We start from the raw sequence: 26,337 nt of genomic DNA, 5'->3' as shown, positions 1-26,337 counted from the left end.
TGGAGACTGATTTAGCGCCCTGCCGGAACGAGGTGCCGATACAGTCCGATCCGGTATCGCCGCCTCCGATAACGATAACATTCTTATCGGTGGCCAGAATCTCTTCGTCGAAGTTCGTAACACCATCGACCCTGCGATTATTTTGTGGAAGAAAGTCCATCGCCTGCACCACCCCGTTCAAATCGGCGCCTTCCAAGGGCAGATTTCTTCGGACCGTAGCGCCACCACAAAGTACGATAGCGTCAAAGTCGTTTTTTAGCGTTTCGCCGGTGATATCCTGTCCGACATTCACACCGCATTTGAACCGGATACCTTCATCTTCCATCACGTTCAATCTTCGATCGATAATATGCTTTTCCATCTTAAAATCTGGAATGCCATAACGGAGCAGTCCACCCGGTTTTTCGTCCCGTTCGAAAACCGTGACCCGATGGCCGGCGCGGTTCAATTGCTGGGCCGCGGCCAACCCGGCCGGCCCTGAACCTACCACGGCCACCTTTTTATCGGTTCTGTTTTCGGGAGGCTCGGGTTTGATCCACCCTTTTTCGAACGCGGTTTCCGCGATGTTCTTTTCAATGTTCTCGATGCTGACCGGGTCTTCGTTGATGCCCAAAACGCAAGCTTCCTCACAGGGAGCAGGGCACAATCGTCCAGTGAATTCGGGGAAGTTGTTCGTTGCATGAAGAATGTCAGCCGCCTTGTCCCACTTGCCCTGATAAACAGCATCGTTAAAATCGGGAATCAGATTTCCCAAGGGACAACCGCTGTGGCAAAACGGAATCCCGCAGTCCATACACCGTGCGCCTTGGTCCCGAAGTTCCTTTTCAGGCAGAGGACGTGTAAATTCCTTATAATTCTTGACCCGCTCCTCGACCGGAGCATAGGCTTCATCTTTTCTGTCGAATTCCAAAAATCCGGTAATCTTTCCCATTTTTCACTATAATTTATTATCGTCTGGCCAGTAAGTACATCATCTAGTTCTATAGGAGCACTGTACATAAACCTTCCAGTCGCTTAAGTTCGTCATTGTAACAGTCTGGCCGCATTAGGCCATTTCCAATTTTTCTCTTTCCAAGCGTATCAGAGCCTGCCGATATTCCTCAGGGAATACCTTAATGAATTGCGGCAGGCAGGTTTCCCAATTTTCCAGAATACGCTGTGCAAGGGGGCTCAAGGTGGAATTGTAATGGCTGGTAATAAGGCTTTTAAGTTGCTTACTGTCTTGATCTTCAGTGACCTTCAATAGGTTTAAGCTTGTGGTATTGCAATTCTTTTCGAAGGTTTTTTTCTCGTCGAAAACATAAGCGATGCCGCCACTCATTCCTGCGCCGAAATTCCGGCCTACCTCTCCCAGAATTACGGCTACGCCGCCGGTCATGTATTCGCAACCGTGATCGCCGATGCCCTCGACGACCGCTTTCGCCCCAGAATTGCGTACACAAAAACGCTCGCCGGCCTTGCCATTGATATAGGCCCGACCTGCCGTAGCACCATATAAGGTGACGTTGCCCGTAATCACATTCTCTTCGGGCACGATAGTAGAACCTTCAGGTACCTTCACCACGAGCTTTGCGCCGGAAAGTCCCTTGCCGAGATAATCGTTGGTATTTCCGTTGACAATCATGGTCAGTCCCCTAGTTGCGAAAGCTCCGAAACTTTGGCCTGCAGAACCGGTGAAATTGAGTTTTAGGGTGTTAATAGGCAAGCCTTGCGCCCCGTAAACTTTTGATATTTCGTTACTTACGATGGCACCGACGGCACGATCGGTATTTTTTATTGGGAAGTCCAGCGTCAATTTTTCCTTTCGGAACAACGACGGATTGGCCTTGGCGATGATATCAAATTCAATGGACTGGTCAACATTATGTTGCTGTTTTTGGGTGTTGTGAAATTTGGTTCCCACCGGTACATCCACCTGATGCAAAATGGGTGTCAGGTCGATACCCTTGGCCTTATAATGGTTGATAGCTTTTCTACGGTCCAGCTTTTTTACTTGGCCCACCATTTCGTTCACTGTCCTGAATCCTAGCTGGGCCATGATTTCCCGGAGTTCTTGGGCAACGAAATACATATAGTTGACGACATGTTCGGGCTTGCCCTCGAACTTTTTCCGGAGTTCGGGGTTCTGGGTGGCGATACCAACGGGACAGGTGTTCAAATGACATACACGCATCATGATGCAACCCGAAGCGACCAGGGGTGCGGTAGAAAATCCAAATTCCTCCGCGCCCAATAGACAGGCTACCGCCACATCACGTCCGGTCTTGAGCTGTCCGTCGCATTCGAGTACTATCCGATTGCGAAGATCGTTCATCACCAAGGTCTGTTGCGCCTCGGCGATACCAAGTTCCCAAGGTAGGCCTGCGTGTTTAAGGGAGGTCAGGGGCGAGGCACCGGTACCTCCGTCAAATCCGGAAATGAGTATCACATCGGCCTTCGCTTTCGAAACCCCGGCGGCCACCGTACCCACGCCCACTTCGGAGACCAGTTTTACGTTGATACGAGCCTCCCGATTGGCCGATTTGAGATCGTATATCAACTGCGATAAATCTTCGATAGAATAGATGTCGTGATGGGGTGGGGGCGATATCAACCCCACATACGGGGTCGAGTTTCGAGTTTTGGCGATGGCCGGGTTCACCTTGGGGCCCGGTAGTTGCCCACCTTCCCCGGGCTTGGCACCCTGGGCCATTTTAATCTGGATCTCACGGGCGTTTGTCAGGTAATCGGAGGTGACCCCGAAACGGCCGGAGGCCACTTGCTTAATCGCGGAGTTTCGCCAGTCTCCGGTTGCGTTTTTATAAAAACGTTCGGCATCTTCCCCGCCCTCCCCGGAGTTGCTCTTCCCCCCGATCCGGTTCATGGCAATGGCCAAATTTTCATGGGCCTCTTTACTGATGGAGCCATAGGACATGGCACCGGTCTTGAAGCGCTTAACGATTTCGGTCCATGGTTCGACCTCCTCCAAGGGAATCGGATCGTAGTTCGAAAATTCGAAAAGGCCTCTGATGGTCATCAGGTTCTTGGTCTGTTCGTTGACCATGTCGGCATATTCCTTATAGGTAGTGGCCTCGTTTCCCCGTACCGCTTTTTGTAGCTTGGCCACGGAAAGGGGATTGAACATGTGCTTTTCACCATCCCTTCGCCAACGGTACTCACCGCCGATTTCAAGATCAAGGGTGGCGGCCACATCTTTTTTGGAAAAGGCCTTTCGGTGCCGCTTGGCAATTTCTTTTTCGATCTGGTACAAGCCTACCCCTTGAATACGTGTAGGCGTGTTCGGAAAATAAGTGTCTACCACGCTGGTATTGATTCCGATACATTCGAAAAGCTGAGAACCGCGGTAGGAGTTCAGGGTAGAAATGCCTATTTTGTTCATGACCTTCAGAATGCCTTTTCCGATGGCCTTGTTGTAGTTTTTTACGGCTTCCCCGAATGTGAATTCGGTAATATCGTGTTCCTCGATCTGTTCGCCGATGATTTCGTTGACCAGATACGGATTAATGGCACTGGCGCCAAATCCGAACAAGAGGCAAAAATGGTGCACTTCTCGGGGTTCCGCGGATTCAACGATGATACTGAGCTTATTTCTTTTACCCAGCCGTTGCAGACCGCTATTTACGTACGAGCAGGATAATAATGCGGGAATCGGGGCGTGGTCTTTATCGACGCCCCTGTCCGATAGGATGATGATGTTGGCCCCGTCATCGGCCACCTTCGAGGCTTGGTGCAAAATTGACTCAAGGGCATCCTCAAGGCCGTTGTAGCCTTTATCGATATTGTACAGGGTGGGAATGGAGACTACTTTGTAATCGGGACTCGCATCGTAATTTTTAATCTTATCCAGGTCCTCTTTGGAAATGACCGGATTCTGTATTTTCAGTTTCCGGCAGTGCAGTTCGGAGAAGTCGAATATGTTGTGGTCGCTGCCCAAGGTAAGGCTGATGTCGGTAATGAGTTCTTCGCGGATACCGTCCAATGGCGGGTTGGTCACCTGGGCAAAAAGTTGTTTAAAATAATTGTAGATCAGTTGGGGCCTTTCCGACAATACGGCAATCGGGGTATCGGAACCCATGGAACCAATGGGCTCTTTGGCGTTTTTTCCCATCGGGAGTATGATGGTGTTGATATCTTCCAGAGTATAGCCGAAAACGGACTTCCGCTGTGTTAGGGAAGCCTCCCCCAAAAATAGCGGGCAATCATTATAGGGAATGTCCCGCAGATGCACCATATTGTCATCCAACCATTTTCCATAGGGATGCCGACGGGCAATGTCCTCCTTGATTTCCTCGTCGTTTATAATACGGCCCTCGGCCATATCGACCAAGAACATCTTGCCCGGTTCTAAACGGCCGTGGAATTCCACGTTTTCCGGGGCGATGTCCATTACCCCGGTTTCCGACGACATCACCACGTATTCGTTTTTGGTCACGGTGTAGCGCGAGGGGCGCAGGCCGTTACGGTCAAGTACCGCCCCGATGAAGTTTCCGTCGGTAAACGGAATGGATGCAGGACCGTCCCAAGGCTCCATCATACAAGAATGGTATTCGTAAAAAGCCCTTTTGGCCTCCGACATATCGGGATTTTTCTCCCAAGCTTCGGGTACCAAGATCATCATCGCTTCGGGCAGCGAACGGCCGGTCATCAACAGCAGTTCCACGACCATATCCATGGTTGCGGAATCGGATTTATCGGGAAGAATGATCGGTAGTATATTTTTGATCTCATCCCCGAACCAATCGCTCTCCATCAGTTCTTCCCGGGACAGCATTCTTGAAACGTTGCCCCGTAGGGTGTTTATCTCGCCGTTATGGCACATGTAACGGAAGGGTTGTGCGAGGTCCCAGGTCGGAAATGTATTGGTGGAGAACCGCTGGTGTACCAGCGAAAGTCGTGTGACCACCCGGGGATCCATGAGGTCTTCGTAGTACAAGCTGATATCTTTCGGCATCAACAGACCCTTGAAAATGATGATTTTTGTGGAAAGGCTGGGGACGTAGAAAAATTTACTTTCTGAAAGCTTGGAGTCGTTGATGGTATGCTCGGTAATTTTTCGGGCGATAAAGAGTTTCAGGTTGAAATTAAAAGCGTCTTGGTTGCCACTTTCCTTCGCGATAAAGATCTGTTTTATAAAAGGCTCTGTCTCCACGGCTATTCGCCCGGGAATGGAGCGGTTCACCGGCACGTCGCGCCAGCCCAGAAGTTCGAGCCCCTGTTTTTTGATGTTCTCTTCGAAGATGGCCATACAGAAGTTGCGCTGATTCTCCTTTTTGGGTAGAAATACGTTGCTAACCGCATATGTACCCGGTTCCGGAAGTTCAAAATCGCATTCCGCCTGGAAAAAATCATGGGGAATATCGATAAGGATCCCGGCGCCGTCACCGGTCTTCCCATCGGCGCTGACGGCACCGCGGTGCTCCAACTTATGCAATATCTCCAAGGCCTTATGAATGATGTCGTTGGATTTCTTCCCTTTTAGGCTACAGATAAATCCTGCGCCACAGTTGTCATGCTCGAATTGCGGCAGGTAAAGCCCTTGTTTTATCAATGTCATCAGTGGTAGTTTACTTGGTTCATGTTATATCATACCAGTATCTATCGGCTTGATTCTGTATCAAAATTGGGTACAGACCATTGCGATATCCGCTCAAAAATAGAGTTTTTGATGCTTTTTGAGCACGATATGATGATAAAACAAATAAGAAATCCAACGTTACAAATAAATACCTAGTAAAAATGCAATATCGATATTTTGAAGGGCGATAATTGAGATTTTAGTAATTGGGAAGCGCTTGCAATAGGAATCAAGACTGACTTAGACATGGAAGCTCCCTTGCTAATCCCTCAGAATAGTCCGTGAGATTACAATTTTCTGTATTTCGGAAGTGCCTTCGTAAATCTGGGTAATCTTGGCATCGCGCATCAGCCGTTCGACGTGGTAATCTTTCACATATCCGTTACCGCCGTGAATTTGTACGGCCTCGACCGTCGTTTCCATGGCAATCTGTGAGGCGTATAATTTGGCCACGGCTCCCGACAGGTCGTAATTCTTGCCATTGTCCTTTTCCCAGGCCGCCTTATAAACGAGATGTCGGGCGGCTTCGATCTGGGTATGCATATCGGCCAGCTTAAAGGCGATAGCCTGGTGGTTGGCAATTTCGGTGCCGAAGGCTTTCCGCTCTTTTGAATAGGCAAGGGAAAGCTCAAAGGCCCCCGCCGCGATACCGAGGGCCTGGGCGGCGATACCTATGCGACCGCCGGCCAATGTTTTCATGGCGAACTTGAAGCCAAAACCGTCTTCGCCGATACGATTCTGTTTGGGAATCTTTACGTCATTGAAATTGAGGGAATGGGTATCGCTTCCGCGGATGCCCAATTTATTCTCTTTGGGGCCGATTTCGAAACCGGGCATCCCTTTTTCAACGATCAGGGCGTTGATGCCCTTGTGGCCTTTTTCTTTATCGGTCTGGGCGATGACCAAGTGAACATCGGCCGAATTGCCGTTGGTGATCCAATTCTTTGTTCCGTTCAGCACGTAATGGTCGCCTTTGTCCATGGCCGTAGTTTTCTGGGAAGTGGCATCGCTGCCCGCTTCCGGTTCTGATAGGCAGAAGGCCCCTATAACCTCTCCAGAGGCCAAACGGGCCAAATATTTTTGTTTCTGTTCTTCGGTGCCGAAAGTTTCTAATCCCCAACAGACCAAAGAATTATTAACTGACATTACCACCGAGGTCGAAGCATCGATTTTCGAAATTTCTTCCATGGCGATGACGTAAGAAAGGGTGTCCATTCCACTACCATTGTACTTGGGGTCGGCCATCATCCCCATAAAACCCAATTCCCCCAGCTTTTTTATTTGTTCCGCGGGAAATTCCTGTGCATCGTCACGTTCTATAACCCCGGGGAGCAGTTCGTTGCGAGCGAAATCACGGGCCGCTTGCCGTATCATATGATGTTCTTCCGATAGTGAAAAATCCATGGTGTTTATGCTCAATAGGTTCCTTACAAATATAGAACTATGAAACAATACGGAACATTTCCGTTGCGATATTTTATGCGAAAAGACCATCCAGCTTATCCAAGGTGAGTGTATTTCATAAGCCATAACCTTCTAGAGGTCGGTCAAAATCCAAAGCTTGCGATTGCTACAAGAACATAAATGATAAGCACGCCTGTCCTTTAAGGAAGAATAGTGTTAGAGTGAACTGAAACACGTAAATTAATTGGAGGACGTAGCAAATAATGGGATGGTAGATTACGGGTCTGATTGGACAACCACCCTGAAACATGGTAAATTCGATATCCTTGGTATCTAAACAAAGGTTAAATAAAAAGTTTTGGCCGGATTCTGCCCCAAATTTTTATATTTGTCAGTTGTGGTTTTCTTGACACTACTGATATGAATCCATTCCTAAATTATTTTCACGTAATGACCATAGGAGCGAAGGCCGGTTCAGCTTAAATCGAGAACGGAGGTGAAACTTGATAGTATTGAATGCCGGGAAAATCAACTCTTTCGTCGATTTTGTGGTAATTTGATCCCTCAAGCGGATGAAATGATAATTACATGCGCTCGCTTCCATTTAACAAGGAAAATATGAATATCTTTAAAAATCTCCCGGAGAATAACATTCCTGAGGCCATTTTGAATCCAATTGACTAACACTAAAATAGAACCCTAAAAACCGATCGAGTATGGAGACCATTATTATTATTGTATTCGTCCTGGGCTATCTGGCGATAACCTTGGAGCACAACCTGAAAATCGACAAGCTCATTCCCGCTTTGGGGATGATGGCCTTACTTTGGGCGATTATAGCATTGACCAACATGGATGTGTTCGAGGTAAATTCGGAATTGAAGGAACTCGAACCCACAGGTCTCGAGGAAATACTATTGCACCATTTGGGTAAAACGGCCGAGATCCTGGTCTTTCTTTTGGGGGCGATGACAATTGTTGAAATCATTGATTATTTTGACGGTTTCGCCACGATTAAAGGCTTTATCAAGACCAAGAGCAAGAAAAAGCTGTTATGGATATTTTCGATATTGGCCTTTATACTCTCCGCTATTATCGATAATCTTACCGCTACGATCGTACTGGTAACCATTCTGCAAAAAGTAATCAAGGATCGGGAAACCCGATTGTGGTTTGCCGGTCTTATCGTTATCACGGCAAATGCAGGGGGTGCATGGTCGCCAATTGGTGATGTTACCACGACCATGCTTTGGATTGGCAACAAGGTAACTACCCTGGTATTGATAGAACACGTGCTATTGCCATCCATCGTTTGTATGATCGTACCCGTATTGCTGGCGGGAAGATATAAAGTATTTCAGGGGACACTCGCGGACGACCCGGAAGAAGTGGTCGACGAACCCAAATCCGAACACGGAGCTACCATGTTGTACCTAGGACTGGGCGCAATTGTGTTCGTTCCGTTTTTTAAGACGGTTACCCACCTGCCCCCATATGTCGGAATGATGCTTTCGTTGGCGGTAGTGGCCACCTTCGCCGAAATTTATAGTAAATCGAAGTTCAGTATAACCAACGTGGAGGGCGAAGGCGATGATACGGTAGGATACCACAGTCCCGTGCACGCTTCCCTTTCGAAAATTGAAATGCCCAGCATTCTATTCTTCCTCGGAATATTACTTGCCGTAGGAGCCCTGGAATCATTGGGAATGCTCTTCGAATTTGCCCAGAGCCTTGACGCCAACGTACCCATGTTGGGCACGGAATCAAGAGGCGAGTTGGTATCCGATTTGGTGGTGCTGATCTTAGGTGTCGGTTCCGCAATAATCGATAACGTTCCGTTGGTCGCGGCAAGTATGGGGATGTTCTCCGTACCTATCGACGACCCCGTGTGGCACTTTATCGCCTACTCGGCCGGAACGGGCGGTAGTATGCTGATTATCGGTTCTGCAGCGGGAGTTGTTGCCATGGGAATGGAGAAAATTGATTTTTTCTGGTACTTGAAAAAAATCGCATGGCTCGCTTTTGCCGGTTTTATTGCCGGTGCGGTCGTGTTCGCACTTCTTAGAAATTTTGTGTTGAATGTATAATTTTATCGATAAACTACCGTTATAGAGGCAAGACCGAACTCGTTTTAAGGCTTAGAGACTGTTTTGAATTGTGCGATCAAAATTTTTATAGGTCATTTTTGATGCCGTCCTAGGCCAAATTTTCTGGCATAACCTAAGCTGCGATATAAAATTTTAACGACAGGGCGGCCGAGTAAAGACCTACGATTTGGCCTTTGAACATGGAGCCAACTTGCGCGTCGGCTTAAAAAAGGGGCCCAAAAAAATAATCGACATATTTCATAACAGTCTCTCAAATAACTAAGAATTCTATGATGCTATTCCAAGATGCGGCGCAGGATCCCCAGGTTGGGGATATGATGTCGGAAGAAAAGACACTTTCCGTAATCGACCTTATTTTTAGCGGTGGCGCCGGAAGTATACTGATCATCACCGTGTTGTTCATTATGCTTTTCGTGGCATCTTATATTTATTTTGAACGGATTTTTGCGATCAAGGCCGCCTCAAAAATCGATAGCAATTTTATGAACCAGATTCGGGACTACGTCACGACAGGCAAGTTGGAAGCGGCAAAGATGCTCTGTGCCCAAACCGATTCCCCAGTGGCGCGATTGATTGAAAAAGGGGTTTCCCGAATTGGAAAACCTCTGGACGATATTAATACCGCCATAGAGAATGCGGGCACTTTGGAAGTTTACAAACTTGAAAAAAACGTGAGCGTATTGGCAACTGTCGCAGGTGCCGGGCCCATGATCGGTTTCTTAGGTACCGTAATCGGTATGATCTTGGCCTTTCACGAAATGGCATCTAGTGGCGGACAGGCCGAAATGGGCTCCTTGGCATCAGGTATTTATACCGCCATGACTACGACGGTTGCCGGTCTAATTGTCGGAATAATTGCATACATCGGCTACAACCATTTGGTCAACCGTACGGATAAAGTTGTGCATAAAATGGAAGCCAATGCGGTCGAGTTCTTAGATCTCTTGAACGAACCGCTGTAAAATTAGAGCCAAGAGCCAAGAGCCGAGAGCCAAGAACCAATTCTCTTAACCCGGGCCGTTGGTCCGTGATTGCAAACTTTGACCTTCCATTAGCAGTTTATGGGTTTATAAGTTTGTAAAAAATTAGTGAGTTGGCGATCCATTGTATGGACATGTTGTCAGATGATAGAGCAGGGTGCAAGAACCAGGATAGGGAAACGAAATTCAGGGCAGTAAAATAAGGTTTAAAACTTAATATTTGCGCAAAACCGGATTTCGACACATCTTTTCTCCCTGTTTTTAATCCCGTTTTCTGAAGTCCGGATGCGAACAGAATGAATTAGTTCAAGGAAGAACCAAGTGCGTTAAAAATTAGATAGAACGTGAAATTAAGAGGAAGAAATAAGGTGAGTCCCGATTTTAGCATGTCCTCGATGACGGATATTGTATTCTTGTTATTGATATTCTTTATGCTCACGGCCAATTCCCCCAACGCGTTGGATCTGTTATTGCCTAAAGCGAAGGGCAAATCGACCAATACCCAGAACGTTTCGGTGAGTATCGACAAAAATCTGCAGTATTTTGTTAACAACGAACGTATTAACGGGGACTATATCGAGGTCGAACTCAAAAAAGCCTTGGAAGGACAAGACAAGCCGACCATAATTCTCCGGGCCGAAGAAAGCGTGGCGATTAAAGAGGCGGTACACGTCATGGACATCGCCAACCGGAACAGTTACAAAGTTATCTTGGCCGTACGACCGAATTGATCAAAATTGATTTGCTTACCTTTAAGGGGTATATTGACTTGCTCATCGCGTTATTGGCGATTGTTCTTCAGTGGATTATACCTCGAGTGCAAAGCGAATAATAGATCATAACTAAACGGATACCATGTCGTATTTGGATACGAAACACAAAAAGAAATCCTTCACGCTGACTACTTTTCTCCTTAGCGTGTTGCTGCTGGTATTGTTCTATATCGGCCTTACCTATATGGACCCGCCCATCGAAAACGGAATTACCGTCAATTTCGGCACCACCGAATTTGGTAGTGGAAACGTGCAGCCCAAAGAAAAGATTCAGTCAGAACCCATGGATACCCCGCCCATTGAACCGGTCGAACAAGAGGAGGAGGTCGTTGAGGAAATAATAGAAGAGGAGGTCGTTGAAGAGGAGGCCGAAGAGGTACCCGAAGAAGAGCCCGAGGAAACCGTGGCTAAGGAAGTCCCCTCGGAAAAAGTCCTTACCCAGGAAAACGAGGAGGCTGTAAGAATAAAAAAGGCGGAGGAAGAAAAACGCAAGGCCGAGGAAGCCAAAAGAGCTGCCCAGAAAAAGGCCGAGGCCGAAGCAGCTCGAAAAGAAGCCGAAGCGGAAAGAAAAAGGGAGGAAGCCGCCCGCATAGCCCTACAAAAGCGGGAAGCAGAGGAAAAAGCCCAGCAAGAACGCGACGCCAAAAAGAAAAGGTTGGATGAGCTCATGGGCGGACTCAATAAATCGGACGGCACGGCCTCAGGTTCCGAGGGTGATGACAGCAGACCTGGCGACAAAGGTTCTCCCGATGGTGACCCCTATTCTACCAGTTATTATGGAAGCCCCGGTTCCGGAAGCGGTACGGGCGGCTATGGTCTCAACGGTCGTTCCCTGGCCAGTAAGGGTGCTGTCAGGCAAGAATGTAACGAAGAGGGCAGGGTAGTGGTCAAGATCGTGGTCGATAGAAACGGCAATGTCGTCAGCGCCCAGCCGGGCGTTAAGGGCACTACCAACAACAGCCCTTGCCTGTTGGAACCAGCGAAAAAAACTGCTTTTAAGCACAGATGGAACCAAGATTCAAATGCCCCGAGCCAACAGGTCGGTTTTGTGGTGGTCAATTTCAAATTGGGAGAGTGACCTATAGGCAGACCTTGGATTGGATGTTCGAGCAGCTTCCAATGTACCAGCAAAAGGGAAAGTCGGCTTTCAACGACAAGTTGGATAAAACCCTCGCCCTAGCGGCACATCTTGGCCATCCCGAAAAAAAGTTCAAGAGCATTCATGTCGGCGGTACCAACGGAAAAGGCTCCAGCAGCCACATGCTCGCATCCGTGCTGCAGGAAGCAGGTTATAAAACGGGACTCTACACTTCTCCCCATCTCAAGGATTTTAGGGAACGCATCAAAATCAACGGAAGTCCTATTGATGAAGAGTTCGTGGTGGATTTTATCCAAGAAAACCTATCCTTTTTTAATGCAAACGGACTCTCCTTCTTCGAGATGTGTGTAGGCATGGCGTTCGATTATTTCGCCCAACAAAAAGTGGACATCGCGATTGTCGAGGTGGGCCTGGGCGGCCGATTGGATTCCACCAATATCATTGTTCCTGAAGTCGCTCTAATTACCAATATCGGATGGGACCACGTAGATCTACTGGGCGATACCCTCCCCAAGATAGCCTTTGAGAAAGCCGGGATCATTAAGAGCGACGTTCCGGTCGTCATTGGGGAGTATCAAGAAGATACCGCCGAGGTGTTCGAAGCGGTGGCAGCTTCAAAGAATGCCGAATTGGTCTATGCCGATCGCGATGTACAAAATAATTATGAAACCGGGCTTCTGGGTGCTTATCAAACAAAGAATGTAAAGGGTGTTGTTGCGATCCTTCGTAGACTCCCAAATTTTAAGATTGCAGAACAGCATATCGTCGCTGGTCTCAATAACGTGGTGCAAAATACCGGCCTCATGGGCAGGTGGCAGGTTTTAGGTACCGCACCGACAGTAATCTGCGATACCGCGCACAATACAGAGGGATTGACGGCGGTGTTGAATCAGCTGGCCCAACAGCACTATGACAAACTACACATCGTGCTGGGGTTTGTAAAGGACAAAAATCTAGATGCCATATTGCCGCTGTTCCCTAAAAATGCTGAATATTATTTCTGTCGGCCCGATATTCCCCGTGGCCTAGATGTCGAGAAATTGCGGGAACACGGGAAAACTTACGGGTTACGGGGGAAAAATTATCCATCTGTAGCGAGTGCTTATCGCATTGCCCGAGAATGCGCTAGTCCCACCGATTTTATCTTTATTGGTGGCAGTACTTTTACCGTGGCGGAGGTGGTCTGATTTTTTACTATTTTTCTTTTGGAACAATTAAAAGAGTTCTATATTTGCACCCGCTTGGTCGGCTAATTTCAAAACGGTCTACCAGACAGCTTTCACGGGCGCGTAGCTCAGTTGGTTCAGAGCACTTGGTTTACACCCAAGGGGTCAGGGGTTCGAATCCCTTCGCGCCCACGTAAAGTCATCCACCGCGGATGGCTTTTTATTTATTGGGATATTAGCTCAGTTGGTTTAGAGCGCTGCCTTGACAGGGCAGAGGTCACTGGTTCGAATCCAGTATATCCCACAAAGCCTAGGTCCAACGGTCCCGGCGAAACTAAGTGGCAGTACGTTCCCTCTCTATTTCTACAATATTTCCAATATTCGTTCCAACGCCATACCCCTTGAGCCCTTGATAAGCAGGTTGCTATTCTTGGGGACGGGATTTTTCATCAGATATTCAGAAAGCTGTTCGAAAGCCGTGAAACTTCTTAGATGACTGTCCGTTCGCGCAAAATTTTCTCCGATCAAAAATACATCCTGAAACTGCATTGAGGCGGCAAAATCCACGATGGCCTGATGTTCAATGCCGGCCGTTTCTCCGAGCTCGAACATATCGCCCAGAAAAGCGATTTTTGGGGTACCCTCCATCTTCTTGAAGGTCTCGAGGGCGGCTACCATACTGGTCGGATTGGCGTTGTAGGCATCCAAAATGATACGATGGCTGTTTTTGTTTAAGATCTGGGAGCGATTGTTTTGGGGCACGTAGCTCGCAATGGCGTTTTTGATATCCTCCCAAGGAACGTTGAAAAATTTTCCAATCAGGATAGCGGCGGCACAGTTCGTGAAATTATAGCTTCCTATTAACTGGGAAGTCACCGCTTGTCCTTCCACCTCGATTTTTACAAAGGGATCCGCGCCGAGGAAAGACATCCGAAAGAAATCCTTTTTGTCCATGCTAAAACCGAACTTGTTGATATATCCGTTCAGTTTCTTGAATTGGATCGGGTCGTCGGCATTCATGAAAATGGACTTTCCGCTGGCCATCAGATAGTCGTACAGTTCGCTCTTCCCCTTGATAACTCCTTTCACGCCGCCAAAACCCTCGAGATGCGCTTTTCCGAAATTCGTAATATATCCAAAGTCGGGCCGGGCTACTTTACAGAGGGTTTCGATTTCCTTCCGATGATTGGCGCCCATCTCGATAATGGCGATTTCAGTATCCTCCGCAATGGAAAGTAGGGTCAGCGGAACGCCGATATGGTTATTGAGATTACCCAGCGTAGCAATCACGCGGTATTTCCTCGAAAGCACGGCACGGATCAACTCCTTGGTGGTGGTCTTGCCGTTGCTCCCGGTCAGGGCAATGACCCTTGCGGTACTGTAATCCCTATGAAAGGTGGCGAGTTGTTGCAGAGCCTCGAGTACATCGTCGACTACAATATACCGGTCGGAGATCGCGTAGTCATCTTCATCGACAACCGCAAACGAGGCTCCTTTCCGCAGGGCTTCCGCAGCATACCTGTTGCCGTTGAAATTATCGCCCTTAAGGGCAAAAAAGAGGCAATCTCCTTCGATTTTTCGGGTGTCGGTGCAAACTTTGGGATGCGCTAAAAAGCATTGGTGCAATTTCTCTATGGTCATGGGACTAAGATAAAAAAGCCGTCCCACAATATAGGGGGACGGCCTTTACTTTCAATTCTGTTATCGGCATTATCTTGCCCTTTTCCCACGCGGGGTTTTATTTTTGGTCTTCGACTTCGACCCTACCCTCGACATCGCACATCGGAAACCGATGTAGTCGGTTGCCATATACTGTGGCAAATACCGTCGTTGCGCCGGGTCTAACCAAAATGCCCTGTCCCTCCAAGATCCCCCCTTATAGACGCGCACTTCATTGTTGATCAAAGTTGAGCGGTTGTTCGAGGTGTCGTATTGACGGACGAGGTTGCCCGCTGAATCGACTTCAATCTTGTTCTTGGGCGAGTTGTACATTTTGTCGCTCTCTGCGGTCTCATCTTCGTCGGCAAATTGATCGAAGAACCGCGACGACGCCGGGTCACCATCCCTATAGCCCCTATTGTCGCTAGAGGAGAAGTTTGTGCGCAAGAAGGTCTCCTCTTCGCCTACAGGCTCCATCTTGATTTCTCCGGGCAGGTTGACGGCTACGATCTTGCCGTTGGGAAGGGTATCATAGACGATGGAATCTCGAAGTACGTTCACCTTCCCATCATTGCCGATGGCCGTTTTCATGTAAATATTGCCACGGTAGTAGTTGAAATCGCTAATCTCGTCATCAACTATGGGTCGATAGACATCAGCTACCCATTCCGCTACGTTACCGGCCATGTCGTAGAGCCCGAGGTCGTTGGGCTTGTATGACATTACCTCTGCGGTAATGTCGGCGCCGTCATCGGACCATCCGGCTATTCCACCGTAATCCCCTTTCCCCTGTTTGAAATTGGCCAATTGGTCGCCACGGCCGACACGCTGTCCATTTCGGGTATATTCTCCGTCCCAGGGATATTTTTTTCTACCCCGGTAGTTGTTGTATTCCCGATTCCCTTGATTGGCCTGGGCGGCGTATTCCCATTCCGTCTCCGTAGGCAGCCGGTACTCCGGCATAATGATACCACTGCTCCTTTTGGCGAAAGTGTTTATACTGTCTTGCTTTTTCTTGCCTTGAAGCGAATCGATCTGCCCATTGTAAACGGATTCCGGTCGGTTTAGGTAGGCCTCGGTGCTGAACGTACCGGCAACCTCGCCGGTGGCCGCTTGATATTTAGCATCTTCGGCCAAATAACCTTCCCTTTCCAGCATGATTTCGTTGACCCGGTCGGTACGCCATTCGGCAAACTGTGTGGCCTGAACCCAGTTGACCCCCACCACCGGATATTCCGCATAGGCCGGGTGCCTTAGATAATTGTTCGTCATCGTCTCGTTGAAGCCCAGTCGGTTTCTCCAAACCAACGTATCGGGTAACGCCCCTTTATAGATATTGGCATACTTGGGGTTTTCCGGTGGATAAACGCTTTTCAGGTAATCCAGATATTCGAGATACATCACGTTGGTAACCTCGGTCTCGTCCATATAAAAAGACTGTACGTGCTGGGAGGTCGGAGTATTGTTCCAGTCGTGCATCACATCATCCTGCACCTTGCCTTTAGTAAAGGTGCCGCCTTCTACGAATACAAGACCGGGAGCCGTCTCTTGTTCCTTGAAGTCGGTGTTGTACTGAAAACCGCCATCCTTGGAGTTGATTTTCCACCCTGTGGCTCTTGATACATCCTTGCTACCGGAGTTTTTACAGCTGGTAACCGTAAAACCTCCCGCAACCACTGCACAAGAGAGTACAACTTTGATAAACTGTTTTTTCATAATTGGGACTTGAGTTCAAATGGATCGACCGTACTAGGACTGTCGGAATTCGTATTTTGATTTAAATTAAGGCTCGTCTTCGGTTGATAAAACGATAAAACAAGCATAATATTTTATTTGCCGAAAAGTATTTTGATCAAGAGCTCATATAAACTTTTTCTTTTGCCTACGAATTTTCCATTTCGCACCGTAATTTTGCCTTTTTCTCGCCCTGTAGCTCGGCTATGCTGCTCAAAAAAGTCTTTATAAGGCCGCTAAAGCCAAAATTCCCGGTTCCAAACAAACAGTCTAAATGAGTTCCAAAGAATGCCCATGCGGAATCGAAATGGCAGGGCTGTTCTTCAATGGAATAACGGCACAATTGCGATTATAGTATAGATCACAACATATCTTTCCCCTTTCGCGACGATGAGGGGTCACGGACTATCTTTGCAAAAATAAAGGTATTCGTGGACACGGAGGGCACGTTGTCCGGATTTTGTCGATAGAAGGCTCGTTCTCTTGGTATTCGAGCAAATTGCGTTCATGAAACAGCGATAGGATAATTTTTGGCATTTAGAGGTAGCCTTCATGCCGGTTTTTGCCATATATTCTTTGGAAAAATTTTAAGGTATACGGGTCAGACGGACACATTCGTCCAACAGCATTCAAATTATATTTTTTGGAACGTTGCCCATACCGTCGGTGACCGATTGGATGGTGTAGGGTACGATTTTTCTATTTTTCAATTTTTAGAAGGTGACACAAAACAGTTTTATCGTATTATTGTGGAAGAGTAATTTTCGCCTTGCGAAGCCTAGACGCGATGATTTTTTGCCGTTAACCGTTTAATTTTGCGCCCTACTCACGGAATGTGCATTGAATGTGCATTGAATCGGCGTACTGAAAGACGGCAGCAGGACTTCAAAGATCGCTGTAACGCTTTTTCGTTAAAAATAGTGTACTTCATTTATAAGATATTGTCAAAAAGCCCGTTTTGCATGTAGTACGTCTAGTATTTTTTACTAAATGGACGCATTTGTCCATTTTTGATCGATCAACCGGAACTCGACGGAGTTCTATACACTTGTTTAGAATGAAAAAATTATCAGTACTGCTTTTACTTCTAGGGGCGGGCCAACTTTCGGCCCAAGACAACCCGATCGAAGCGCGCGACCGTGCCATAACTACGGCCGTGCCGTTCCTTAATATTACCGCTGACGCCCGTGCCGCGGGTATGGGCGATGTGGGCGTCGCTACTTCGATGGACGCGTATTCGCAGCAATGGAACCCCGCCAAATTCGCCTTTGCCGAACGCAAAATGGGAATTTCATTAGGATATACCCCTTATTTGAGCAGTGTGGTTTCCGACATCGGGCTCTTGAACGCCAATTATTTTAACAAAATTAACGAGCAAAGCGCCTTTGCGTTCAGCTTGCGCTATTTTACCCTGGGAGAAATTGAATTGCGACAGAACTTTGACGATCAGCCCACAATTGCCAAGCCCAATGAATTGGCACTCGACGGGTCGTACTCCTTAAAGCTCAGTCCGACTTTCTCGATGGCCGTTGCAGGGCGCTATATTCGGTCGAACCTGAAGTTCCCGGATTCCAATGGAATCGACTCGACGCCAGGGAGCACCTTTGCGGTCGACGTCGCTGGTTTTTACCGCTCGCAAGAGATTGCCTACAATAGTTTTGACGGCAGGTGGAGGGCCGGATTCAATATCTCCAATCTCGGGGGCAAGATTGCCTACGATGAAAACGGACAGGACAATTTCATCCCTGCCAACCTTAAGTTCGGAGCCGGATTTGATTTTATTTTGGATCAGGACAATGTTTTGGGCCTGACGGCGGAATTCAACAAACTGTTGGTGCCGACTCCCCAAGATTTTAATGGTGATGGCGTACTTGACGCCGCCGATAACGACGAATATCAGGACATCGGTTTTTTAAGCGGGGTATTTAAATCTTTTGGCGATGCTCCGGACGGGTTTAGCGAAGAGCTTCAGGAGATGACCTGGGCCCTTGGTGCCGAATATATATATCAGGACGCCTTCATGTTTAGAACAGGCTATTTTAACGAAAGCGATGTAAAGGGTTTCCGCAAGTTCTTTACGCTCGGTGCAGGATTCAGGTATAAGTCCGCCCAAATCGACCTTTCTTATCTCTTTTCCACGTCAGAAATTGCCAACCCGATTGAAAATTCACTGCGATTCTCGTTGACCTTTAACCTTGGGGAAGAGTTTTACAACGATTAGGGAGGCACATATACTACCAAATGGTGACCGCAAAGTGAAAAATAAAGGTCGCAAAAAAGATAATAACAACAAAAAAAGACCGAATAACACCCAAAGCGAGGCCGTCCCCAAAATTAGTCGGAGCGGCTTTTTAGCTCAACCTATTCCACAAAAAAAGGACCTTTACAAGTGTTTCAGATTGAGTTGATACGAAACGAAAACCATGCATAAACAAAAGCTTAGTTTTGAATTGACTATTTTCAATGGGTTGGCTGAACTTCCGAAAGAAATGAGGGTCTTGATGTCCGAAGCCGTTGCCGCACGAAAGAACGCTTACGCGCCCTATTCCCATTTTCAGGTCGGAGCAGCGGTGCTTTTGGAAAACGGGAAAATCGTCATTGGAAACAATCAGGAGAACGCTTCGTACCCATCGGGACTCTGTGCAGAGCGAGTGGCGGTATTTCAGGCTGGGGCCTTATATCCGGGAGTACCCATTACTTCGGTCGCGATTACGGCGACCTCTAAAAACCATGTGGTCGATACCCCTGCCGCCCCCTGTGGCAATTGTCGCCAGGCCATACTCGAGTATGAGAACAGACAAAAAAAGCCTATCACGCTCTATCTGATGGGCGAAACGGGCAAAGTGATCCAATGCAATGCGGTAGCCGATATTTTGCCTTTGGGCTTTGATAGTTCTTTTCTGCGGTAAGAGCTAGATCGAGCCGGCGAATCGGGACTTACGGGACCGACTGTAGAATCTCCTTGCCCCTCCGTCACTCCGTCCCATCACCCGTCATCCCTCACCTCGTCACCCGTCTTCCGTCACCCGCCACCCCGTCACCCGTCATCTGTTCCGTCTTCCGTCTCCGTCATCCTATTCTTTTTTCGTTTTTTTTTCAACTAATGATTTAATATGTATTTTTGTTCTCCTTGCTTCATGTCGACGGCTTGTTCAATGCAATCAAGGATTAAGAATTGTTTTAAACGATATCAATGGAAAAAATTACCAAGGAAACCTACTTGAAGTGGTACGAGGATATGTTCTTTTGGCGCAAGTTCGAAGACAAACTGGCGCAAGTCTATATCCAACAAAAAGTAAGAGGGTTTCTACACTTGTATAATGGACAGGAAGCCGTTCTGGCGGGGTCGCTCCATGCAATGGACTTAACAAAGGACCGAATGATCACGGCCTACCGAAACCACGTACAACCCATAGGTATGGGTGAAGACCCCAAAAGGGTCATGGCGGAGCTTTACGGTAAAGTTACAGGTACCTCGAAGGGCATGGGCGGGTCGATGCATATCTTCTCAAAGGAACATCGCTTTTACGGGGGCCACGGTATCGTAGGGGGGCAGATTCCCCTTGGTGCGGGCATGGCTTTTGGCGATAAATATTTCGGCAGGGATAGCGTCACCTTGTGCTACATGGGCGATGGTGCCGTTCGCCAAGGGGCATTTCACGAGGCCTTGAACCTGGCCATGCTCTGGCAATTACCGGTAGTCTTTATCTGTGAGAACAACGGATATGCCATGGGCACCTCCGTAGCAAGAACTTCACGGTCCACCGAAATATGGAAGTTGGGTCTTGGCTACGAAATGCCATGCGGACCCGTTGATGGTATGGATGCCGTAACCGTTGCGCAAGAAGTGAACAAGGCGATCGAGCGTGCCCGAAGTGGTGGCGGACCTACATTCCTTGAAATGAAAACGTATCGCTACCGCGGTCATTCCATGTCCGACGCACAGCATTATCGTACCAAGGATGAGGTCAAGGAATACCAAAAGATCGATCCGATTACCCAGGTACTGGATATAATCAAAGAAAACGAATACGCCACGGAAGACGAAATCAAGGCTATAGACAAAAAGGTGAAGGAGCGGGTTGCGGAGTGCGAGAAATTCGCGGACGAATCCGATTATCCCCCGGTCCAACAGTTATATGACATGGTCTACGAGCAAAAGGATTTTCCCTTTGTACAACATAAATTATAGATAGATGGCAGAAGTGATAAACATGCCCCGGTTGAGCGATACCATGGAAGAGGGTACCGTGGCCAAATGGCTTAAACAAGTAGGTGACAAGGTCGAGGAAGGGGATATATTGGCAGAGATCGAAACGGACAAGGCCACAATGGAATTCGAGTCCTTTTACGAGGGTACCCTACTTCACATCGGTATCGATGAAGGTGATGGTGCACCTGTGGATTCCCTTTTGGCCATTATTGGGGAAGAGGGAGAGGATATTTCGGAATTGCTGAACGGGAGTGACGCCGGATCCGACGAAAATAAGGAGACAGCTTCTTCGGATGACGCCTCTGCGGAGGGGGATAAGCAAGATACATCCGCTTCGGATGAAGAAAAACCTGAAGCTACCGGCTCCGAAGATGGTGATTCCGACGGCGGCACCACCGAAATTCCAGAAGGAGTGGAAGTGGTCAAAATGCCCCGTCTCAGTGATACCATGGAGGAAGGCACGGTTGCCACCTGGTTGAAACAGGTCGGGGACGAGGTCGAGGAAGGCGATATTCTGGCCGAGATCGAAACGGACAAGGCTACGATGGAATTCGAGTCCTTCTACTCAGGCATTCTATTGCATATCGGTATTCAGGAGGGGGAATCCTCTCCCGTGGACGCTGTTTTAGCTGTAATAGGTCCGGAAGGCACCGACATCGATGCCGTTCTGAACGCCAAACCAACCCAAGGAAAAAAAGAGGATAGTTCTTCGGAGGATAAAAAGGAAAAGACAGCATCCAAGGAGCCGGAGCACGACGCGGATGCATCCTCCGACAAAGCAGAAGAAGCTTCTTCAAAGTCCACCAGCGACGGGCAACGGATATTCGCATCCCCTTTAGCCAAAAGGATGGCCGAGGATAAGGGAATCGACCTTGCCGAGGTGTCGGGATCTGGCGATAATGGAAGAATCGTCAAAAAGGATATTGAAAACTACAAGCCGTCGGCCAAGCCCAGATCGGAAGAACCGGCAAAGGCCGCGGCCCAAGCGGCAGCTCCGGACAAAGTGAAGGCTCCGATGAACCTGCCTGTTGGCGAAGAAAGTTCCGAAGAGGTCAAAAACTCCCAAATGCGGAAGGTTATCGCCAAACGGCTCTCGGAATCCAAGTTTACGGCACCCCATTATTATCTGACCGTAGAGATTGATATGGACAATGCGATGGCTTCCAGAAAGCAAATCAATGAGATGCCGGACACGAAGGTTTCGTACAACGATATGGTGGTCAAGGCCTGTGCCATGGCGCTGAAAAAACATCCTCAGGTGAACACTACCTGGAACGGGGATACGACCACAATCAACCACCACGTTCATGTGGGGGTCGCGGTAGCTGTTGATGACGGTTTGGTAGTGCCCGTGTTGCGATTTGCCGAGCAGATGAGTTTGACCCAGATCGGAAGTGCCGTTAAGAATCTTGCCGGTCGCGCCCGGAACAAAAAACTGACCCCGGAAGAAATGCAGGGAAGTACCTTTACGGTTTCCAATTTAGGAATGTTCGGGATCGTCGAGTTTACTTCGATTATCAATCAACCGAATGCGGCTATCCTATCGGTTGGCACCATTGTCGAAAAACCTGTCGTCAAAGATGGTGAGATCGTAGTGGGCAACACGATGAAACTTACTCTGGCCTGTGACCATCGTACAGTCGATGGCGCCACGGGATCACAATTTTTGCTGACTTTAAGGACCTATCTAGAAAATCCGGTAACTATGTTGGCTTAGTGCCATAAGGAAGGAAAAAAGAAAAAGGCATCCTATATTATTTTGGGTTGCCTTTTTTTATAGTTACTTTGATGCCGTAAGGATATCATCCTTAATTTTAGAATCCGAACGACCCCGGCCTGAACACTTTCGGGCGGGCCTGATTTAAGAATAAAAACAAACAGATGAAAAAGAGACTTGTTACGCTCGTTTTACTTGGGGCTTTAGCCTATAGCTGTGGTGCTTCTAAAATAGATGAAACGGTTATTTTGAACAGTAAAGAACCAGTAGGCTCTAGTCAACGGCCTGATAAACTGTACAAAAAACCGAGTGATATCGAGGGCATCGATGAAATTGTCAACACGAAAAAGACACAGTTTAGCAACATTGGCAGAATCGGGTTTTTAATGAACTATTTAGCTTCCGACGAACTTCAAGGTCGCGATACGGGTAGTGAAGGTATTGAGAAGGCAGCCAATTTAATCGAAGTGATGTTTCTAAAAAACGGAATCCGTCCCTACTTTGATGGCTATCGCGATACCATTTCCACTTATGAAAAACCCGCTTATAATATGGTCGGGGTGGTCGAAGGAAATGATCCCGAGCTTAAGGATGAATACATTGTCGTCGGCGCACATTACGATCATTTGGGACTTGTCGAGCCGGAAAATGGTGATAATATCGCTAATGGTGCCAATGATAATGCATCCGGCACTACAACGGTCTTGGAACTGGCCCGGTATTTCGGCAATTCCAAGTCTAACAAACGCAGTATTATATTCGCGCTCTTCAGCGCCGAGGAAAAGGGACTGGTAGGATCGAAGCATTTGGCCCAAAAACTGAAAGCCCAAAATCTAGATATCTATACCGTATTGAATTACGAAATGGACGGGGTTCCGTTGGTGGACAAGGACTACCTGATGTATCTAACCGGTTATGAAATGTCCAATCTTGCGGAAGTGGCCAATAGCTATTCCGATATTACCTACGCCGGTTATCTTCCTAAGGCCCAAGAGTTCAACTTATTTAAAAGGTCGGATAATTATGCCTTTCACGAAGTCTTTAAGGTGCCGTCCCAGACATTCAGTACCTTTGATTTTACCAATTTCGACCACTATCATAAGGTCGGGGACGAAATTTCTGAGATGGACTTTGGCCATATGGCGAACGTGGTAAACAAAAGCATTCCCGTAATCGAGGGAATCGCCAATGCGCCTTCAAAGGAAATCAAGTACAATTAACGGCATCCAGTGTCAATACAGGCAATCCGTTTTTCACAGGGATTTTAGGAGGAACCGTAGAAGTAAATCTACAATAGGTAATGGTGAACGTTATTATTACAGGTACAAGCAGGGGTATCGGCTTCGAATTGGCCCAATGTTTTGCGAATGATGGGCATCAGGTTTTGGCACTATCCCGGAACGAAGGTCCGATTGCTGAATTGGAACATCAAAACATTTCCTTCTTCCCTTTTGATATTTCACGGTCAGAGGATATAAGAAAGGTGGAAAATTTTGTAAGTGAAAACTGGACGTCCGTCGACATTCTCATCAACAACGCGGGCAAATTTCTGAACAAACCCTTTTTGGAAACATCCGAGGATACATTCGAGGAGGTGTACAAGGTAAATGTTCTGGGGGTGGCCGCCCTCACCAAAGCAGTACTGCCCAAAATGCTCAAAGGCGGACATGTACTAAGTATTAGTTCGATGGGAGGCGTACAGGGCAGTATGAAATTCCCCGGGTTATCGGCGTATAGCTCAAGCAAGGCGGCAATAATTACCCTGACCGAGCTATGGGCGGAAGAGTTTAAGGAAACTGGGCCTTCGTTCAATGTAATGGCCCTAGGTGCCGTGCAGACCGAAATGTTAGAAGCGGCTTTCCCCGGCTATCAGGCGCCGAACACTGCTATAGAAATGGCCGAATACATTATGGAATTCGCCTTGACCGGGCACCGGTTTTACAATGGAAAGTTGTTGCAGGTTTCGAGCAGTACGCCCTAGCATTAGAGCTGTACCGGAGATAATCGTCTCCTGTCCTAGCACCTGAGCACTCTATTTGTAAAGCGTCCGGTTTTTCCCTTTGTTATATCGACTGTCTCACCAATTGTCTTTCGCGATTTAATTTAATGATAGGTGTATCCCAACATCTAGTCATAAACTGCTTTACCTTGGACATTTGGGGTCCGAAAATTCAAATTTTATAATTCCTACTTTTGTAGGTATGATCAACACCTTACAGAAATACCTCCCCGAAAGAGCGGTAGCGCCCTGCTCCGCACTGATCAAGCAGAACAATGTCCATTTAAAGATTGTCAATGAACGGGTGACCCGCCACGGTGACTATCGGCGTATGCTCAATGGTGCCCATCAGATTACCGTAAACGCGAACTTGAACAAATACCGGTTCTTGATTACTCTGGTACATGAAATTGCCCATTTGGTGGCTTTCGAAAAATTCGGTCGGCGCATCAAGCCTCACGGTCGGGAATGGAAACAGACCTTTCAATATATGATGTTGCCCTTTATCAGACCCGAAATATTCCCGTCACAGTTGCTACCGCTGTTGGCCAACCACTTTAGAAATCCGAAGGCGAGCAGCAGTACCGATGCCAGACTTTCCATTGCCTTAAAATCTTACGATCCAGGGGAAGCCGATATTACTTATATTTACGAAGTGCCAACAGGTAGCGTTTTCCGCATTTACAATGGCAAGATTTTCAAAAAAGGCAATAGAAGGGTCAAACGATACGAATGCGTTGAGGTAGAATCCGGCAAGATTTACCTGTTTCAGCCGAATGCGGAGGTAGAAGTGATTGAAAAATGACGAAATGAAGAAAAATTATTATGCCGTTTTGATGGCAGGCGGGGTCGGATCCCGATTCTGGCCAGTAAGTACATCTACGTATCCCAAGCAGTTTCATGATATGTTGGGCACGGGGGATACCTTGATACAAAAGACGTTCAAGCGCTTGAACAAATTCGTTCCGACCGAGAACATTTTTATTTTGACCAACGCTCGGTACAATGATATCGTGCTTGAACAATTACCGATGCTGCGACAGGAACAGGTCGTTTTGGAGCCTGCCATGCGTAATACCGCGCCCTGCATTCTTTACGCCGCCTTAAAGATCCAAAAGATGGATCCGGATGCCGTCATGGTCGTTGCGCCGAGCGACCACTGGATCGAGGACGAGACCGCTTTTGCAAAAGACGTGTCCACTTGCTTCGATAAGTGTGAAAGCGAAGAAATACTCTGTACGCTGGGTATCAAACCCTCTTTCCCCAATACGGGCTTTGGATATATCGAATATGTAAAAGACGAAGGCCCAAAACGTTCAGGACTTAAAAAAGTCCGTCAGTTCCGAGAAAAGCCGGACTATGAAACTGCAAAGGAATTTTTGTCCCAAGGCAATTTTCTTTGGAACGCCGGTATCTTTATGTGGGGGGTCACCACGATTATCGAGGCTTTTAAAAAGTACCAGTCCGATCAGTATGCAATTTTTGAATCCGGAATTCCCCTTTACAATACTTCGGAAGAATCCGCGTTTATCGAGAAGAATTACCCAAAAGCGGAAAATATATCCATTGATTACGCCATATTAGAGCATTCGAAATCGATTTATGTGCTCCCAGCGACCTTTGATTGGAATGATCTAGGCACTTGGGGATCGTTGTACGACAAGTTGGAGAAAGACGAAAGTGACCATGCCATTGTGAACGCAAAGGTACTGTCTGCGGATGCCTCTGGCAATATGATCCGCTCTCCCAAAGACAAGATTGTCGTTATCGATGGCCTAAGGGATTACATCATTGTCGATAACGACGATGTGCTTCTGATCTATCCCAAATCGAAAGAGCAGGATATCAAATCAGTATTGTACAAGGTGAAAAACACATTTGGAGATCGGTATACGTAGCAATCATTTTAA

Annotated in this window: 18 protein-coding genes and 2 tRNA genes (1 of these 20 running past the window's edge); 15 read left to right on the top strand and 5 right to left on the bottom strand. The window is 47.6% G+C overall.

Features of this window, described 5'->3' with window-relative positions; all coding sequences use genetic code 11:
• The 3 genes from RQM65_RS05800 to RQM65_RS05790 all read right to left on the bottom strand — a co-directional run.
• Positions 1-931, bottom strand: partial view of a glutamate synthase subunit beta gene (locus RQM65_RS05800; protein WP_314013342.1) — the 5' portion only. 536 nt of this gene lie to the left of the window's left edge; only the first 931 of its 1,467 coding nucleotides appear in the window; the start codon lies at positions 929-931; its stop codon lies beyond the left edge, outside the window.
• A gap of 114 nt (positions 932-1,045) precedes the next feature.
• The gene (gene gltB, locus RQM65_RS05795; protein WP_314013341.1) at positions 1,046-5,554 is read right to left on the bottom strand and encodes a glutamate synthase large subunit; all 4,509 of its coding nucleotides are present in this window, start codon (positions 5,552-5,554) and stop codon (positions 1,046-1,048) included.
• A gap of 282 nt (positions 5,555-5,836) precedes the next feature.
• Complete coding sequence (locus tag RQM65_RS05790; RefSeq protein ID WP_314013339.1) at positions 5,837-6,979, bottom strand: acyl-CoA dehydrogenase; 1,143 nt, start codon at positions 6,977-6,979, stop codon at positions 5,837-5,839.
• A gap of 716 nt (positions 6,980-7,695) precedes the next feature.
• Between RQM65_RS05790 and nhaD the strand changes: the two genes are divergently transcribed.
• The 7 genes from nhaD (at position 7,696) to RQM65_RS05755 (ending at position 13,409) form a co-directional block, all read left to right on the top strand.
• A complete protein-coding gene (nhaD, locus tag RQM65_RS05785; RefSeq protein ID WP_314013338.1) occupies positions 7,696-9,066 on the top strand; it encodes a sodium:proton antiporter NhaD in 1,371 nt (456 codons plus the stop codon).
• A gap of 290 nt (positions 9,067-9,356) precedes the next feature.
• Positions 9,357-10,049, top strand: a complete 693-nt coding sequence (locus RQM65_RS05780; protein WP_314013336.1) for a MotA/TolQ/ExbB proton channel family protein — start codon at positions 9,357-9,359, stop codon at positions 10,047-10,049.
• Between the two features lie 362 nt (positions 10,050-10,411).
• Positions 10,412-10,798, top strand: coding sequence for an ExbD/TolR family protein (locus RQM65_RS05775; RefSeq protein WP_314013335.1), 387 nt, complete (start codon positions 10,412-10,414; stop codon positions 10,796-10,798).
• Between the two features lie 124 nt (positions 10,799-10,922).
• On the top strand, positions 10,923-11,918 hold the full coding sequence (locus tag RQM65_RS05770) for an energy transducer TonB (protein ID WP_314013333.1): 996 nt from the start codon (positions 10,923-10,925) through the stop codon (positions 11,916-11,918).
• The gene (locus RQM65_RS05765) at positions 11,915-13,126 is read left to right on the top strand and encodes a bifunctional folylpolyglutamate synthase/dihydrofolate synthase (protein ID WP_314013332.1); all 1,212 of its coding nucleotides are present in this window, start codon (positions 11,915-11,917) and stop codon (positions 13,124-13,126) included. Before RQM65_RS05770 ends, RQM65_RS05765 begins: the two co-directional genes overlap by 4 nt.
• Before the next feature lie 96 nt (positions 13,127-13,222).
• A tRNA-Val gene (locus tag RQM65_RS05760) sits at positions 13,223-13,297 on the top strand.
• 37 nt (positions 13,298-13,334) lie between these two features.
• Positions 13,335-13,409 (top strand) — tRNA-Val (locus tag RQM65_RS05755).
• 59 nt (positions 13,410-13,468) lie between these two features.
• On the opposite strand, the gene RQM65_RS05750 is transcribed toward RQM65_RS05755, so the two are convergent.
• Positions 13,469-14,746 (bottom strand): UDP-N-acetylmuramoyl-tripeptide--D-alanyl-D-alanine ligase, encoded by a 1,278-nt coding sequence (locus RQM65_RS05750; protein ID WP_314013331.1) that lies wholly within the window; start codon positions 14,744-14,746, stop codon positions 13,469-13,471.
• Positions 14,747-14,815: 69 nt separating this feature from the next.
• Positions 14,816-16,480, bottom strand: coding sequence for a gliding motility lipoprotein GldJ (gene gldJ / locus RQM65_RS05745; RefSeq protein WP_314013329.1), 1,665 nt, complete (start codon positions 16,478-16,480; stop codon positions 14,816-14,818).
• 1,075 nt (positions 16,481-17,555) lie between these two features.
• On the opposite strand from gldJ, the gene porV reads away from it, so the two are divergent.
• The 8 genes from porV (at position 17,556) to RQM65_RS05705 (ending at position 26,325) form a co-directional block, all read left to right on the top strand.
• On the top strand, positions 17,556-18,719 hold the full coding sequence (gene porV / locus RQM65_RS05740; RefSeq protein ID WP_314013327.1) for a type IX secretion system outer membrane channel protein PorV: 1,164 nt from the start codon (positions 17,556-17,558) through the stop codon (positions 18,717-18,719).
• A 202-nt stretch (positions 18,720-18,921) separates the two neighbouring features.
• The gene (gene cdd, locus RQM65_RS05735) at positions 18,922-19,407 is read left to right on the top strand and encodes a cytidine deaminase (RefSeq protein ID WP_314013325.1); all 486 of its coding nucleotides are present in this window, start codon (positions 18,922-18,924) and stop codon (positions 19,405-19,407) included.
• Positions 19,408-19,691: 284 nt separating this feature from the next.
• Entirely contained in the window at positions 19,692-20,690 is a 999-nt protein-coding gene (pdhA, locus tag RQM65_RS05730; RefSeq protein ID WP_314013323.1) for a pyruvate dehydrogenase (acetyl-transferring) E1 component subunit alpha, read from the top strand.
• Positions 20,691-20,694: 4 nt separating this feature from the next.
• The gene (locus tag RQM65_RS05725) at positions 20,695-22,428 is read left to right on the top strand and encodes a pyruvate dehydrogenase complex dihydrolipoamide acetyltransferase (protein ID WP_314013322.1); all 1,734 of its coding nucleotides are present in this window, start codon (positions 20,695-20,697) and stop codon (positions 22,426-22,428) included.
• A gap of 164 nt (positions 22,429-22,592) precedes the next feature.
• Positions 22,593-23,648, top strand: a complete 1,056-nt coding sequence (locus RQM65_RS05720; protein ID WP_314013320.1) for a M28 family metallopeptidase — start codon at positions 22,593-22,595, stop codon at positions 23,646-23,648.
• 80 nt (positions 23,649-23,728) lie between these two features.
• Positions 23,729-24,409 carry an SDR family NAD(P)-dependent oxidoreductase gene (locus RQM65_RS05715; protein ID WP_314013318.1) on the top strand — a complete coding sequence of 227 codons (681 nt, stop codon included), beginning with the start codon at positions 23,729-23,731 and terminating at the stop codon, positions 24,407-24,409.
• Between the two features lie 220 nt (positions 24,410-24,629).
• On the top strand, positions 24,630-25,232 hold the full coding sequence (locus tag RQM65_RS05710; RefSeq protein WP_314013317.1) for a SprT-like domain-containing protein: 603 nt from the start codon (positions 24,630-24,632) through the stop codon (positions 25,230-25,232).
• 4 nt (positions 25,233-25,236) lie between these two features.
• Complete coding sequence (locus RQM65_RS05705; protein ID WP_314013316.1) at positions 25,237-26,325, top strand: mannose-1-phosphate guanylyltransferase; 1,089 nt, start codon at positions 25,237-25,239, stop codon at positions 26,323-26,325.
• Positions 26,326-26,337 lie beyond the last annotated feature (12 nt).

The sequence above is a fragment of the Pricia mediterranea genome (assembly GCF_032248455.1).
GTDB lineage: Bacteria > Bacteroidota > Bacteroidia > Flavobacteriales > Flavobacteriaceae > Pricia > Pricia mediterranea.
The sequence above is the reverse complement of the archived record's forward strand: the minus strand, read 5'-3'. Positions and strand labels throughout refer to the sequence as shown.

Coding starts and splice junctions, on each gene's coding strand:
- nhaD (WP_314013338.1), top strand. CDS start 7,696: ATGGAGACCATTATTATTATTGTATTCGTCCTGGGCTATCTGGCGATA.
- RQM65_RS05705 (WP_314013316.1), top strand. CDS start 25,237: ATGAAGAAAAATTATTATGCCGTTTTGATGGCAGGCGGGGTCGGATCC.
- RQM65_RS05725 (WP_314013322.1), top strand. CDS start 20,695: ATGGCAGAAGTGATAAACATGCCCCGGTTGAGCGATACCATGGAAGAG.
- RQM65_RS05780 (WP_314013336.1), top strand. CDS start 9,357: ATGATGCTATTCCAAGATGCGGCGCAGGATCCCCAGGTTGGGGATATG.
- RQM65_RS05790 (WP_314013339.1), bottom strand. CDS start 6,979: ATGGATTTTTCACTATCGGAAGAACATCATATGATACGGCAAGCGGCC.
- RQM65_RS05710 (WP_314013317.1), top strand. CDS start 24,630: ATGATCAACACCTTACAGAAATACCTCCCCGAAAGAGCGGTAGCGCCC.
- RQM65_RS05770 (WP_314013333.1), top strand. CDS start 10,923: ATGTCGTATTTGGATACGAAACACAAAAAGAAATCCTTCACGCTGACT.
- porV (WP_314013327.1), top strand. CDS start 17,556: ATGAAAAAATTATCAGTACTGCTTTTACTTCTAGGGGCGGGCCAACTT.
- RQM65_RS05715 (WP_314013318.1), top strand. CDS start 23,729: ATGGTGAACGTTATTATTACAGGTACAAGCAGGGGTATCGGCTTCGAA.
- gltB (WP_314013341.1), bottom strand. CDS start 5,554: ATGACATTGATAAAACAAGGGCTTTACCTGCCGCAATTCGAGCATGAC.
- gldJ (WP_314013329.1), bottom strand. CDS start 16,480: ATGAAAAAACAGTTTATCAAAGTTGTACTCTCTTGTGCAGTGGTTGCG.
- pdhA (WP_314013323.1), top strand. CDS start 19,692: ATGGAAAAAATTACCAAGGAAACCTACTTGAAGTGGTACGAGGATATG.
- cdd (WP_314013325.1), top strand. CDS start 18,922: ATGCATAAACAAAAGCTTAGTTTTGAATTGACTATTTTCAATGGGTTG.
- RQM65_RS05720 (WP_314013320.1), top strand. CDS start 22,593: ATGAAAAAGAGACTTGTTACGCTCGTTTTACTTGGGGCTTTAGCCTAT.
- RQM65_RS05750 (WP_314013331.1), bottom strand. CDS start 14,746: ATGACCATAGAGAAATTGCACCAATGCTTTTTAGCGCATCCCAAAGTT.